Genomic DNA, 13,380 nt, shown 5'->3' on the forward strand with positions numbered 1-13,380 from the left:
TTCAATATTGTCGGTACCTTCGCTGGACGTGTTCCTGGCGGACCCGGATCTGCTCGCGCCGCTCCTCGGGGGTGACGGCGCGGGTGGTCGCCGGAAGGTGCTGACGCGCGTCTGCCAGTGACACCTTGGTGACCGTCGCCTTCGGCAATTGTGGAGGGGGCGTGGAGTACGTCCACCGCAGGGCCAGAAATCCGCCGCGGTGCCCGGCGGTGTCCAGCCAGTTCGGCACGCCGGGGTCGCGGTGGGCGACCACATAGCGGAAGGTCCCGTCCGGGTCCGGCTCGGCCTGAAACCCGTTCAGGCTGCTGATGTAGTTGGCGTAATCGAGTGACTCGCCCCAGAGGTTCGACAGGTGAAAGCCCATGTAGGCCGGCGCCACCGGGACGGCGACCTCGATGAGCAGGGCCTCGTCGGGCTCGAGGTCGAACACGCCGCCGGAGTAGACGTTGGTGCTCTGGCCGCCGCCCATGGCGAGGTTGGCGAGCGCCGGCTCGTTGAGGGCGTTGCGCGGCATGAGGGTGAACCCGTCACCGTTCTTGTCGCCGTGCGCCTCCAACACGACGTCGTAAAACTCGTTCCAGAACCTCATCTGGTTTTCCACGATGGAGCCGACGCGACGCAGCTGATGAGCCGCCGCGGCCGGATCGATCGGCTGCGGGCGGGCGCCCTCCTTGCCCACCTGGACGATGTGCAGCTCCGGCGACTCCTCGCGTTCCCAGTCGTGAAAGAGCATGCGCGCGATCAGGAATCGCGCCGTTTGGGTGCCGTCGTCCGTGGTCGTGGCGATGAAGTTGCCGGTGTGGCCGGCCGGCCGCCGGGGAGCCAGCAGGATCTCGAAGCGGCCGTCGTCGTCGACGACGAGGTCGGCGAGATCCAACGATCCGGTGACGGCGCGCCCGCCCGGGACGAGCTCGGCGAGGTTGCCGGTGTCGCCGGCGTACACGGTGTGGGCCTCAAAGATGATGTACTGCGGCGCCTTTCGGCCTTCGTCGACGGCGAGCCGGCCGCGCACCCGGTAGTCCTTGGCGCCGTCGATCGCGGCCGAGAGGTACAGGGCGTCGGCGTTGTCGATGGTGGCCTTGTCGAGCGGTTGGATGGCGCGCCGGAAATACGGGAACTCGGGATCCTCGAAGCACGCCCGCTCGATGGCACTGAACACGAAGCCGAGCAGGTAGCGGTGCCCCTCCGCCAGGCCCTGTTCGGTCGGCGGTGGCGCGTGCAGCTCCTCGGAGTCGACGGCGTCGCGGGCCCGGTTGAGGGCGTCGATCATGTCCGCCCAGGCCGCGCGGAGTTCGACCCGGGTTGAGTCAGTGGACATTCGCGTCCTCTCCTTCGGTGTCCCAATGGTATTCGTCGAACAGGGCGGCCAGGCGGGTGTGGATCTCGCGAGGGTCGAGGCCGAATTCCTCGAGGCTGTAGCGGTGGGCCGATTCGTGCCCGCCGCCCGCCGACCGGAATGCCTTGGCGGCCTGCGGTCCCAGGTCGAGCTCCAGCTCCCGGTAGATGCGGCGCATGGTGTCCTCGGGTCGCGCGATCAGCTCGCGATAGTCGACGACGACCGAGCGAACCTCGGGGTGCCTGGCCAGAACGTCAAGCGGGCGTTGGTAGGTGTCGAACGATTGATCGGCCAGGACGCGCAGCGACTTTGCGATCAAGCGTTCGTCGCGCCCGCGCAGGCCCCATTCGGTCTTCAGCATCTTGAGCAGGCTCGGGATCGTCTCGTCGGGATTACGCATGGGCACAATGAATCTCGCGTCGGGGAACGTCTCGATCAGGGATTCGACGCGCCCGCAGAAGGTGGGGTTCTTGCTCAGGTGCGTGCCGCCGCCGTTGAGCGCGATCTGTCGGCGGACGCATTCTTTGTAGAAATTCATCACCCGGCGCCGCTTGCGTTCGGGCCATTGGTCGACGTGGTAGAAGTCGAGCTCGCCCATGAACGGGAATACGACGATCCAGAAGCCCGAGCACAGCGACCAGGTGAGGAAGAAGTCGTCCTCTTCGGGAACGAAGAAGCCGGTCTTGTGCATGTCGTCGGTCGCCGCGAACCGTTGCTCCTCGATCTCGTCGAGGCGGTGGCGCAGACGCCTGCCGAACACCGCGGCATCGACCCGAAACAGCAGGCGCAGCAACCGCTTCTCCAACAGCGACGGGAAGAACAGCTCGTACATCAGGGCGTAGCTGAACTGCGGGTCCGCGGCCATCAGCCGATGCAGGTAGGTCGTGCCGCTTCGGGCGTGCCCGATGCAAAACGTCGGCCCGGTCACCCGCGTGCGGCGCAGCGATGCAAACAGGATGGGGTCGAGGGCGAAGCACACGGCGTGGATGGCCGCGACGAGCGGAACGACGATGAGGAATCCGAAGTAGCGCGACCAGCGCTTCGATGCCGGTGGGTCGCGGCGCAACAGCCGCAGCATCGTCCGGTAGTTGGGCCAGTCGAAGTAGAAGCGCGTGCCCAGCATGAAACCTCCTCAGCGCGAGCTGATTTGGGCAGGCTATCGGCATGTATTTGACATTGTCAAGTATATCTTTGATACCGTGGCGGCTGTGACGTACGCGCGCAAGCTGGATTCCGTGGATTCCATCAGCGCTGCGCTGTCACGGGTCGTGCGGCTCAGCGTGAGTCGTTCAGCGTTCGCGCGGCAGGCGTCGGCGGCGGACACCGAGCTGTCCCAGCCGTCGTACATGCTGCTGCGCGTGTTGATCGACGAGGGGCCCCTGCCGATCGGGCGCCTGGCGACCATGGCGCACATGGACGTCGGGATGGCCACTCGTCGGGTGCGGGCGTTGGCCGACGCGGGGCTGGTGACGCGGCGCGCCGATCCGGCAGACGGGCGCGTCTCGGTGATCGCGACTACGGCGGACGGCGAACGCGCCGCGGGATCGCTGCACGAGGTGCGTCGGGAGCACCTGGCCCGGGCGCTTTCGGGCTGGTCGGCGGCCGAGCTGGCGCAGTTCGATCGGCTGTTGACGAAGTTCCTCGAGGACACGACCAAGACGCCGATCAAGCCGTAGCGGCTCCGCGGGAATGGGACGCCGGCGAATGCGTTATAGGGCTGCGTGAGCGAAAAAGTTTGGTTTATCACCGGTACATCACGAGGCTTCGGACGAGACTGGGCGATCGCCGCGTTGGAGCGCGGCGACAAGGTCGCCGCGACGGCGCGCAACATTGCGACGCTGGACGACCTGGTCGACAAGTACGGCGACGCGCTACTGCCGATCCAGTTGGACGTCACGGATCGCGACGGGGACTTCGCGGCGGTCAAGCGCGCGCACGATCACTTCGGGCGCCTGGACGTCGTCGTGAACAACGCCGGCTACGGCCACTTTGGCTTCATCGAGGAGCTGTCCGAGCAAGAGGCGCGCGACCAGATCGAGACCAACGTGTTCGGCGCGCTGTGGGTCACCCAGGCCGCGTTGCCGTACCTGCGCGAGCAGCGCAGCGGGCACATCATCCAGGTGTCCTCGATCGGCGGCATCGTTGCGTTCCCGTTGGTCGGCATCTACCACGCCTCGAAGTGGGCGCTGGAGGGCTTCTCGCAGGCGCTGGCCCAGGAGGTCGCGCCGTTCGGCATCCACGTCACGCTCGTCGAACCGGGCGGCTTCGACACCGACTGGGCGGGGGCGTCGGCCAAGCACTCCGAGCCCCTGCCGGCATACGACGAGGTTCGCGCCGCCGTCCAGGCCGAGCGCAGCAAGCGATGGGCCAGCCCAGGCGACCCGTCGGCCTCGGCGGCCGCGCTGCTAAAGGTGGTGGAAGCCGACGAGCCGCCGCTGCGGGTGTTCTTCGGCGCCGGCCCGCTGCAAACGGCCAAGGCCGACTACGAGAGCCGGCTACGCAACTGGGAGCAGTGGCAGGACGTCGCGGAGCTGGCGCAGGGCTAGCTCACTGCCCCTGCGCGTAGCGGTTCGCGAACATCCGCCGCCGGGCGAAGGGCGACAACACCGCCTCGTAGTGGCCGAGCAGTTCGTCGCAGATGACCGGCCAGCTGCGCCCGAGCACGCTGCGCCGGGCGGCCGGCGCGTAGCGGTGTCGTTCGGCGAGCAGGTGGTCGACCGCGGCGGGCAACCGTGCCTCGAATTCGTTGACGGGCAACAGCAGACCGGTGCGGTACGGGGCGACGAGGTCGCGCGGTCCCCCGGCGTCGGGGGCGATCACCGGCAGCCCCGATGCCAGCGCCTCCTGCACGACCTGGCAGAACGTCTCGTGCTCACCGGGATGCACGAAGACGTCCATGCTGGCGTACGCGGTGGCGAGTTCGTCGCCGTACAGCGCGCCGGTGAAAACCGCTGTGGGCATGGCGGATTGCAGTTTCGCTTGGTCGACGCCGTCGCCGACGATGACGACCTGAACGGAATCGTTGGCGTTCAGCGCGACCAGCCGCTCGACGTGCTTCTCCGGGGCGAGCCGGCCCACGAACCCGACGATCGGCTTGCCGGCCGGCGACCACCGCCGCCGCAGCGCCTCGTCGCGCCCCGACGGCGCGAACCGCAGCACGTCGACGCCGCGCGCCCACCGGTGCACCCGCGGGAATCTATGGGCGACAAGCGATTCCATCGTCACGCTGGACGGCGCCAGCGTGCGGTCGGCCAGGCTGTGCAGGTGACGAAACCAGGCCCACGCCGCGCGCGTCGTCATCGGAATGCCGTAGCTTTCCGCGAAACCCGGCACGTCCGTCTGGTACACCGCGACGGTCGGCACGCCCAGCCAGCGGGCCGCCTTCACCCCGCCGTACCCGAGCAGCGCCGGCGACGCCAGGTGCACCACGTCGGGATCGAATCCCCGTAGCACGCTCACCATTCGGGGCATGGGAACCCCGAGCGGCAACGTGGTCACCTTGGGGAACATGCGCGACGGCACCCGATGCACCCGGATGCCGTCGTGAATGCGATCCGCCCGCGGCTGACCCGGCGGGTTGTCGGGGGCGATGACGAGGGCTTCGTGGCCGGTGCGACGCAGGTGCTCCAGGACACGCAGCACTGAGTTACTGACGCCATTGACATTGGGGAGGAAGGACTCGGCGACGATTGCAACGCGCACGACACCACGGTCTCAGCGTCGCCTGTCGATTAGGTTGCCTGCGGGAATACGTCGTGCGAAATTTGCTGGTCGGATGCGGCGGCGCGGCGGTCCAGCCACCTGTCCAGCAGCGCAAGCCCAGTCAGAGCGGCCGCGGCCACCAGCCAGGCCACCACCGCGATGGATCCTGCGGGAATGATCGCCAGCCCGGCGTTGCGGTGCTGCACGCGAACGAGGTTCGGGTCGTTCTTGTTGTATTCGACGTAGATCCGCATGCCCGTGGCCAATTCGGACGGATACAGCACGCCGAGCTCGGGCCGGTAGGTGACGCGGTCGGGTGTGACGAATTCGATGGTGGAGCGGCGTGGCCCCGCGCTGAGCACCTCCGCCTGCGCCACCCCCATGTGATGTCGGATCGCAAGGTCGTCGCGCCACGCCCCGGCCACCAGGAGCAGCGACTGCAACGTCACCAGGCCGGTGACGATCAGCACCGCGATCCGCAACCAGCGCAACGCAATCCTGGCCCGCGTTTTCGGGGGCGAGTCGCTGCGCCCATGAAGAAGTATGTGCAGCAACGCTTTTGGACGCATCACAGGGCGGCCTTGATGGCCGCGTGCAGTTGCCGCAGCGACGATCGGTCCGCCTTGACCTCCAGCACCCGCATGCCCGCCGCCGGGTCGTCGAGGGCCGCGGCAAGCTCGTCGACCTCGATCTGGCGGCTCTCGACGTGATAGGCGCGGCACAGCGCGCCGACGTCGACGTCGTGCGGGGTGCCGAAGATTCGCGAGGACACGTCGGAGAACCTCGGGTCGCCCTGCTCGAGCAGTTCGAAGATGCCGCCGCCGTTGTCGTTGGACACCACGATCGTCAGCCGCTGCGGCGTCGGCTCGGTGGGGCCGATCAACAGGCCGGAGCTGTCGTGCACGAAGGTCAGGTCGCCGATCAGCGCCACGGTGCGTCCGTCATGCGCTAAAGCCGCCCCGATGGCGGTGGATACGGTGCCGTCGATGCCGGCGACCCCGCGGTTGGACCGCACCTTGATGCCGTGGGTGTTCAGGCCCACCAGCGCCGCGTCCCGGACCGGGTTGGACGCGCCGAGCACCAGCTGGTCACCGGGGCGCAGCGCGTCGGCCACGGCCGCGGCGACGTGCAGCCCGGTGGTCAGCGGGTGCGCCTCCAGCTGGTCGCGGACGGCCCGGTTGGCGTGCCGGTTCATCTCCGCGCAGCGGTGCAGCCACGCCGGGTGCGGCTCGCCGGTGGTGACCGCCCGCGTGCCGGTGGCCTGCGAGTTTCCGGACACGTCGGGCCAGCGGGGCCCGGTGGTCAGCGCGTAGACCGGCACCTGCGGGTCGGCCAGCAGCGTGGACACCGGCCGGTGCAGCGTCGGGCGCCCCAGCATGATCACCTGCTTTGGGCGCAGCAGCGGCAGCGTCAGCGGGTGCAGCGGGTTGGGCACGGGGCGGCCGGAAAATGAGGTCGGCTCGGCGACGGTGGGCAGCTGCTCGAGGTTGGGGTGCGTGCCCGCGCCGTGTCCGGCGATGACGACCGTGTCGGGCGACAGGTCGATCTCCAGCGGTTGGTCGAACGTGACGGGCGGGGTGTAGGTCCAGGGCCTGCCGCCGGGCCGGCCCTGCGGGACCACGGCGCCGTGGGGTTCGCGATCGGGCACCAACGGTTCGCGCAGCGGGATGTCGAACTGCACCGGGCCGGCGTTGGCGGTGCGAGATCCGGTGGCGGCGGCCAACACTCGGCAGGTGGCCGATCGCCAGGTGGCGTTGAGCGAATCCATCCGCTCTGGCCCGTCCTCGGCCAGGCCCAGGCTGATGGTGGCGCGGACCTGGGTGCCGAAGTAGCCCAGCTGCTCCATGGTCTGGTTGGCGCCGGTGCCCAGCAGCTCGTAGGGCCGGTTGGCCGACAGCACGATCAGCGGCACCCGGGCGTAGTTGGCCTCGACCACCGCGGGACCCAGGTTGGCTACGGCGGTGCCCGACGTCATCGCGACGCACACCGGCGCGCTGGCCGCGATGGCCAGCCCGATGGCCAGGTAGCCGGCGGTGCGCTCGTCGATGCGGACGTGCAGCCGCAGGCGGCCGGCGCGGTCGGCGTCCTGCAGCGCGAACGCCAGCGGCGCGTTGCGTGACCCGGGGCACAGCACCACGTCGCGGACGCCGCCGCGGATCAGCTCGTCAACGACGACGCGGGCCTGGGTCGTCGAGGGGTTCACTCCTACAGCGTGTCACAACCCGCCGGCACGGCTCAGACCCGCACGCTGGCGAAGAACTGCAGCGCCGCGGTGTTGACGGCCTGCGGCCGCTCCAAAAACCCCAGATGCCCGGCGTCGGGTATCTGCAGGTAGCGGCCGTTGGGCATGGCATCGGCGACCTCGCGCCCCAGGTAGGCCGGCGTCACGATGTCGTCGGCGAAGCCCATCACCAGCACCGGCGCCGCGATGCTGCGGTAGGCGGACAGCCGGTTGGTCTGCGGGGAGACGTACATCTGGGTGCGCAGTCCCGGGGTCTGCTTGACCGGCCAGGTGCAAAACATCGCGATCCAGTCGTCGACGACGGCGTCGTCGTTGAGTGTCTTGCGCGAAAAGCTTTCCAGCAGGCGGTTTCTCGCGTCGAGCAGGGGCGGCACCCTGACCCCGGAGGCGTGCAGCTCGACCTCGGCCTCGTGGAAGAACTGGCGCGCGCGGTCCAGGCGGCCCCGGGTGGCCATCAGCACCGCCGAGCTGACCAGCTCGGGCCGCGCCACCATGAGTTCCTGGGCGATGAACGCCCCCATCGACACCCCGACAACGCGCGCCGGGGCGGCGCCCAGCGATTCGATCAGCGCCGCGGTGTCGGCGACCATGGTTTGCGTCGTGAATCCCTCGGCGTTTTCCGTGTCGCCGATCCCGCGGTTGTCGAAGGTGATGCAGCGGTACCCGGCCGCCAGAAAGGCGGGGACCTGATGCGGGTGCCAGGTGCGCCCGGCGCCCCCGCGGCCGGCGATGAAGACGACGGGCTCACCGGAGCCGCGGTCGTCGTAAGCCAGATTGATCATCCGGACGACGGTACAAGCAGCGGATGGCAGGCGCTGACCCGGTCGATCCACCACTGCCGCCGCTCGGGTGGCGCGGCCAGCGCCCGTAGCCGCGCCGGGTCCGGTGTCACCGGCCCGACCGGCAGGTAGCCGTCGATGGGCGGGGCGACGTCTGCGACGTCCTCCACGAACAGCCCGCCGGTGCCCAGGCCGCAGGCATGGCCGAGTTCCGGCAGGGCGGCAGCGGCGGTCAGGCCATGGCTGATGCCGACCGCCGAATCCAGCGCGCTGGAGACCACGACGGGGATGTGGATCTGGGCGGCGATGGCCAGCAGGGCCGAAATCCCGCCCAGCGGGGCGACTTTCAGCACCGCGATGTCGGCGGCGCCGGCGCGGACCACGGCCAGCGGGTCGTCGGCCTTGCGGATGCTTTCGTCGGCCGCGATGGGCACGTCGACCTGAGCGCGCAGGGCGGCGAGTTCGTCGACCGTTTCGCAGGGCTGCTCGAGGTACTCCAGCGGGCCGTCGGCCGTCAGCGCGGCCGCCGCCTCGGCGGCTTGCTCGACGCTCCAGCCGCCGTTGGCGTCCACCCGCACGACCGGGACCAGCTCGCGAGCCGCGTTGACCCGGTCGACGTCCTCGGCCAGCGTCTGCCCGGGCTCGGCGACCTTCACCTTGGCCGTGCCGGCCCCCGGAAACCGGGCCAGCACCTCGCCGACCTGAGCGGCGGGGACAGCCGGCACGGTCGCGTTGATCGGGATGCGGTCGCGGCGCACCGGCGGCGGCGGCCGGTACGCGCCCTCGACGGCCGACGCCAGCCAGTGCGCGGCCTCGCGCGGCTCGTATTCGACGAAGGCGCCGAACTCGCCCCACCCGGCGGGACCCTCGATCAGCGCCAGTTCGCGGGTGGTGATGCCGCGGAAGCGCACCCGCATCGGCAGCGCGACCACGTGCAGGCGGTCCAGCAGGTCCTCGAGCGCGGGTATCACTGGCCAAAGACCTGGTGGCCCGCCAGATACGTCGCGCGCACCTCGAGGTCGGCGATCTCTTCGGGCGGCACCGTTCGGGGGTCGGCCGACAGCACCACCAGATCGGCGTACTTGCCGACCTCCAGCGAGCCGATGACGTCGTCGGCGAACAGCTGCCAGGCGGCGTCGATGGTTTGCGCGCGGATCGCCTGTTCGACGGTCAGCCGCTCCTCGGGCGCCAGCACCCGGCCGCTGGGCGCCGTGTGGGTCGCGGCGACGCTGATGTTGCGCAGCGGCTCCTCGGGCGTCACCGGCGGATCGTTGTGCAACGAGATCCGCATGCCGCTGGCCACCGCGGAACCCGCAGGCATCCAACGGGATCCGCGCTCAGGGCCGAACAGGCCGTCGACGATGACGTCGCCCCAGTAGTGGATCTGGTCGACGAAGATGCTGCAGGTGACGCCGAGGTCGGCGGCCCGTCGAAGTTGCTCGGGCCGGATGGCGCCGACATGTTCGAGGCGCAGCCGGTGGTCGTCGCGCGGATGGCGCTTGAGAGCCTCCTCGTAGACGTCCAGGATGGTGTCGACGCCGGCGTCACCCTGCACGTGGCAGGCCGTCTGCCAGCCCGACGGGTAGTAGGCGCCTACGATTTCCCTCAGCTGTTCGGCGGTGTAGTTGGCGCAGCCGCAGGATCCCGGCGCTATTCCGATGGCGCGGGTGGCGTCGGTGTCCAGGTAGGGGAACGACAGGGCGATGTTCCCGATCCACGGCGAGCCGTCGACCCAGATCTTGATGCCGACTTGGCGCAGCATGTCGTCGCCCTGGCCCGGCGTGGCGGTGGTGGACATCTGCGGGTTGGACACCTCGTAGGTGCGCAGCCGCACCGTCAGTTGGCCGCGCAGCTGCTCGATCAGGGGCCGGAAATTCGGGTCGAACGCCATCTCCGAACAGGTGGTCAGCCCGGCCCGGTTGAGCCGGGCGCACTCGGCGAGCAGCATCGCCGGGTAGCTGTCGGCCTGGATGGCGCCGCCCAGCAGGGGAAACACCGCGGCGATTTCCTCGGCGGTGCCGTCGAGTTCCCCGTCGGCGGCGCGGCCGTATTTGGCGCCCTTGGGGTCCGGGGTGTCCCGCGTCAGCCCGTTGAGGCGCGCGGCGCGCGAATTGAAGAAGGCCTTGTGCCCGGAATTGTGGATGATCACCAGCGGCCCGTCGGGAGCGATCTCGTCGAGCCACGCCAACGTCGGCTGCGGGAGCCCGGGCTGCAGCAGGGCATCCCAGCCGTTCAGGTAGGCGCCGGCCGGTCCCCGCGCGGCGGCCTCCCGACGGATCGCGGCGACGACGTCGTCGGCCCTGGGGACGGTGACCGGCCGGATGTCGACGATCCGGTCCGACAGCGCCACGGCCTCCATCAGCGGATGGCCGTGCGCCTCAACGAATCCCGGCATGACGCAGCCGTCTCCGATTTCGACGTTCTGGGTGCCGGGGCCGATGAGAGCGGCGACGTCGGAGCGGGTGCCCACGGCGACGATCCGGCCGCCGGTCACGGCCAGCGCCTCCGCGGTGGGCCGCGCGTCGTCGACGGTCAGCACGGTCCCCGTGACGACGAGGTCTGCGACGGCCATGAGCACGAATGCTACGGGTCGGAGGGTCCGGCCCACCCGAATTGCAACACGTTCTAGTCTTGCCCCTATGAGTGACAACGACCTGTTGCGCAACCCGACCCACAACGGCCACCTTTTGGTGGGGGCGCTCAAGCGCCACAAGAACCGGCCGGTGCTGTTTCTCGGCGACACCACGCTGACGGGTGGTCAGTTGGCCGAGCGGATCAGCCAGTACACGCAGGCGTTCGAGGCGCTGGGCGCGGGCACCGGTGTCACCGTCGGGCTGCTGTCGCTCAACCGCCCCGAGGTGCTGATGATCCTCGGCGCGAGCCAGACCCAGGGTTATCGGCGCACCGCGCTGCACCCGCTCGGCTCGCTCGACGATCACGCGTACGTGCTCACCGACGCCGGGGTGAGCTCGCTGATCATCGACCCCAACCCGATGTTCACCGAGCGCGCGCTGGGCCTGCTGGAGAAGGTGCCGTCGCTCAAGCAGATCCTGACCATCGGCCCGGTGCCCGAGGCTTTGAGCGGGGTGGCCGTCGACCTGTCCGCGGAGGCGGCGAAGTACGAGCCCAAGCCGCTGGTGGTCGCCGACCTGCCGCCGGACAACATCGGCGGCCTGACCTACACGGGCGGCACGACCGGCAAGCCCAAGGGCGTGATCGGGACCACCGGGAACATCGCCGCCATGACGGCGATCCAACTCGCCGAGTGGGAGTGGCCCGAGCACCCGCGCTTCCTGATGTGCACGCCGCTGTCGCACGCCGGCGCGGCGTTCTTCACGCCCACGGTCGTCAAGGGCGGCGAGATGGTGGTGCTGAGCAAGTTCGACCCGGCCGAGGTGTTGAAAGTCATTGAAGAGCAACGCATTACGGCGACCATGCTGGTGCCGTCGATGCTCTACGCGTTGATGGACCACCCCGATTCGCACACCCGCGACCTGTCGTCGCTGGAGACCGTCTACTACGGCGCCTCGGCGATCAACCCGGTGCGCCTGGCCGAGGCGATCCGGCGGTTCGGCCCGATTTTCGCCCAGTACTACGGCCAGTCCGAGGCCCCGATGGTGATCACCTACCTGGCCAAGGCCGACCACGACGAGAAGCGGCTGACGTCGTGCGGGCGCCCGACCCTGTTCGCCCGGGTGGCGCTGCTGGGCACCGACGGCAAGCCGGTGCCGCAGGGTGAGCCGGGCGAAATCTGTGTCAGCGGACCGCTTTTGGCCGGCGGCTACTGGAATCTGCCTGACGAGACGTCGAAGACTTTCAAAGACGGGTGGCTGCACACCGGCGACATGGCCCGCGAGGACGAGGACGGCTTCTACTTCATCGTCGACCGGGTCAAGGACATGATCGTCACCGGCGGCTTCAACGTGTTCCCCCGCGAGGTCGAGGACGTGATCGCCGAGCATCCGGCCGTCGCGCAGGTGTGTGTGGTCGGCACGCCCGACGAGAAGTGGGGCGAGGCCGTCACCGCCGTGGTGGTGCTGCGCACCGACGCGCCGCGCGACGACGACGCGATCGACGCGATGACCGCCGAGATCCAGGCCGCCGTCAAGGACCGTAAGGGCTCGGTGCAGTCACCGAAGCGGGTGGTGGTCGTCGACGCGCTGCCGTTGACCGGGCTGGGCAAGCCGGACAAGAAGGCCGTGCGGGCGCAGTTCTGGGAGGGCGCCGGCCGCGCCGTGGGCTAGCGCCTTACCGCGAGGGCCGGCCGGTTGCCGCTGCGTCTTCCACACGGGAGGCAAACCCGAATGTCTGAGCGAGCGTCAGCCAATCCGCGCCCGAGACGACGTAAACAGGACGTTCATTCCGCGTGGACACATCGCCGCGCCACGAAAATCGAAATCCCGGCCCCGCCGCCTCCAGACATCCGATGGTCAGTGGCTGCACACCCGGAACGCAGACGACCAGGCCGGTGACCCCGGGATAGACATGCGTGCTGCCATCGCCGCTCGTGACGCTATCGGGCTGGAAGGCCGCGGGCATCGCGGTCGCCTGCGTAGGCGACGCCGAGGCACCTGTGGCATCGCTGTGCGGGTCGATCACTCGGATCGCACTGTCGTCCACGTCAAGGAACAGGCTCGGGTGCCGCAGTGATCGCTGAAGCCGCAGTTGTTTTCGGAGGGCAAACGACCCCGCCTGTTCCGCCAAATAGGGGTTGGGAAACAACAGGCACCGAGTCCGTTCCCCGGGTGCGGGCTCGCGTAGATTCACCGCACCGCGACCACCGCCGATGGCGAGAAGCTCGTTGAACTCCGAGTCCGCTAACCACGCGTCGACGGCCGCGACGGGTGGTGCGTCCAGCCGTGTAGCGGGACTGATGCGACGATCTCGCGCGCCGAGAACAAACCGGTGGCGGCCACAGCGCAGGTGCAACGCCACGCCCATCGTCACCCATGGGCCCAGCTCTGCCTCGACGAGTGAAAAGACATCACCGGGCCACTGACCGACTGTCAGGCCGTCGCTCGTGACGCCAATACGGACGGATCGGCGCGAACGCCACCACGCGTAGGCCAACCAGACCAGGGGGACCAGCATGATGGTGGCCGTCCCGGAGGCCAGGCCCACGCCGAGCCCCATGCCCACGCCCACGCTCGCCCCTACGCCCGCGCCGACCCCCAAACCGACGCCAATCCCCATGGCGTATAGGAGGACAAGGGTTCGGCTCCCGGTCGCGAATTCATTCATCGTGGAGGAAACGGACGGCGACGCGGCCACGAACTGGCGCGACGCAGTCGATCCGTCGTTGGCGTTCATCCGGAATGCCT

At 69.3% G+C, this 13,380-nt stretch carries 12 protein-coding genes; 3 read left to right on the top strand and 9 right to left on the bottom strand.

The features are described from left to right. Position 1 precedes the first annotated feature (1 nt). Complete coding sequence (locus AC5Y4S_RS28540) at positions 2-1,318, bottom strand: DUF1214 domain-containing protein (RefSeq protein WP_500035894.1); 1,317 nt, start codon at positions 1,316-1,318, stop codon at positions 2-4. Further along, a complete protein-coding gene (locus AC5Y4S_RS28545) occupies positions 1,308-2,459 on the bottom strand; it encodes a sulfotransferase family protein (RefSeq protein WP_500035895.1) in 1,152 nt (383 codons plus the stop codon). Before AC5Y4S_RS28545 ends, AC5Y4S_RS28540 begins: the two co-directional genes overlap by 11 nt. A 76-nt stretch (positions 2,460-2,535) precedes the next feature. On the opposite strand from AC5Y4S_RS28545, the gene AC5Y4S_RS28550 reads away from it, so the two are divergent. Together AC5Y4S_RS28550 and AC5Y4S_RS28555 are read left to right on the top strand one after the other, a co-directional pair. Beyond that, positions 2,536-3,012, top strand: a complete 477-nt coding sequence (locus AC5Y4S_RS28550; RefSeq protein ID WP_500035896.1) for a MarR family winged helix-turn-helix transcriptional regulator — start codon at positions 2,536-2,538, stop codon at positions 3,010-3,012. 45 nt (positions 3,013-3,057) lie between these two features. Next, positions 3,058-3,882 (top strand): SDR family oxidoreductase, encoded by an 825-nt coding sequence (locus tag AC5Y4S_RS28555; RefSeq protein WP_500035897.1) that lies wholly within the window; start codon positions 3,058-3,060, stop codon positions 3,880-3,882. A gap of 1 nt (position 3,883) precedes the next feature. Here AC5Y4S_RS28555 and AC5Y4S_RS28560 read toward each other — a convergent pair whose 3' ends face one another. From AC5Y4S_RS28560 to AC5Y4S_RS28585, 6 genes are read right to left on the bottom strand one after another with little or no spacing between them, the layout of a single operon-like run. Beyond that, a complete protein-coding gene (locus AC5Y4S_RS28560; protein ID WP_500035898.1) occupies positions 3,884-5,038 on the bottom strand; it encodes a glycosyltransferase family 4 protein in 1,155 nt (384 codons plus the stop codon). Between the two features lie 29 nt (positions 5,039-5,067). Next, complete coding sequence (locus AC5Y4S_RS28565; protein WP_500035899.1) at positions 5,068-5,610, bottom strand: DUF3592 domain-containing protein; 543 nt, start codon at positions 5,608-5,610, stop codon at positions 5,068-5,070. Next, positions 5,607-7,241, bottom strand: coding sequence for a 2-succinyl-5-enolpyruvyl-6-hydroxy-3-cyclohexene-1-carboxylic-acid synthase (gene menD, locus AC5Y4S_RS28570; RefSeq protein ID WP_500035900.1), 1,635 nt, complete (start codon positions 7,239-7,241; stop codon positions 5,607-5,609). The genes AC5Y4S_RS28565 and menD overlap by 4 nt, the downstream gene beginning before the upstream one ends. 32 nt (positions 7,242-7,273) lie before the next feature. After that, on the bottom strand, positions 7,274-8,062 hold the full coding sequence (locus AC5Y4S_RS28575) for an alpha/beta fold hydrolase (RefSeq protein WP_500035901.1): 789 nt from the start codon (positions 8,060-8,062) through the stop codon (positions 7,274-7,276). Beyond that, positions 8,059-9,030 carry an o-succinylbenzoate synthase gene (locus AC5Y4S_RS28580; protein WP_500035902.1) on the bottom strand — a complete coding sequence of 324 codons (972 nt, stop codon included), beginning with the start codon at positions 9,028-9,030 and terminating at the stop codon, positions 8,059-8,061. Before AC5Y4S_RS28580 ends, AC5Y4S_RS28575 begins: the two co-directional genes overlap by 4 nt. Then, the gene (locus tag AC5Y4S_RS28585) at positions 9,027-10,631 is read right to left on the bottom strand and encodes an amidohydrolase (RefSeq protein WP_500035903.1); all 1,605 of its coding nucleotides are present in this window, start codon (positions 10,629-10,631) and stop codon (positions 9,027-9,029) included. The genes AC5Y4S_RS28580 and AC5Y4S_RS28585 overlap by 4 nt, the downstream gene beginning before the upstream one ends. Before the next feature lie 67 nt (positions 10,632-10,698). Between AC5Y4S_RS28585 and fadD8 the strand changes: the two genes are divergently transcribed. Further along, entirely contained in the window at positions 10,699-12,303 is a 1,605-nt protein-coding gene (gene fadD8 / locus AC5Y4S_RS28590; RefSeq protein WP_500035904.1) for a fatty-acid--CoA ligase FadD8, read from the top strand. 4 nt (positions 12,304-12,307) lie between these two features. On the opposite strand, the gene AC5Y4S_RS28595 is transcribed toward fadD8, so the two are convergent. Then, positions 12,308-13,369, bottom strand: coding sequence for a hypothetical protein (locus AC5Y4S_RS28595; protein ID WP_500035905.1), 1,062 nt, complete (start codon positions 13,367-13,369; stop codon positions 12,308-12,310). Positions 13,370-13,380 lie beyond the last annotated feature (11 nt).

The organism is Mycobacterium sp. NGS64 (assembly GCF_059812245.1).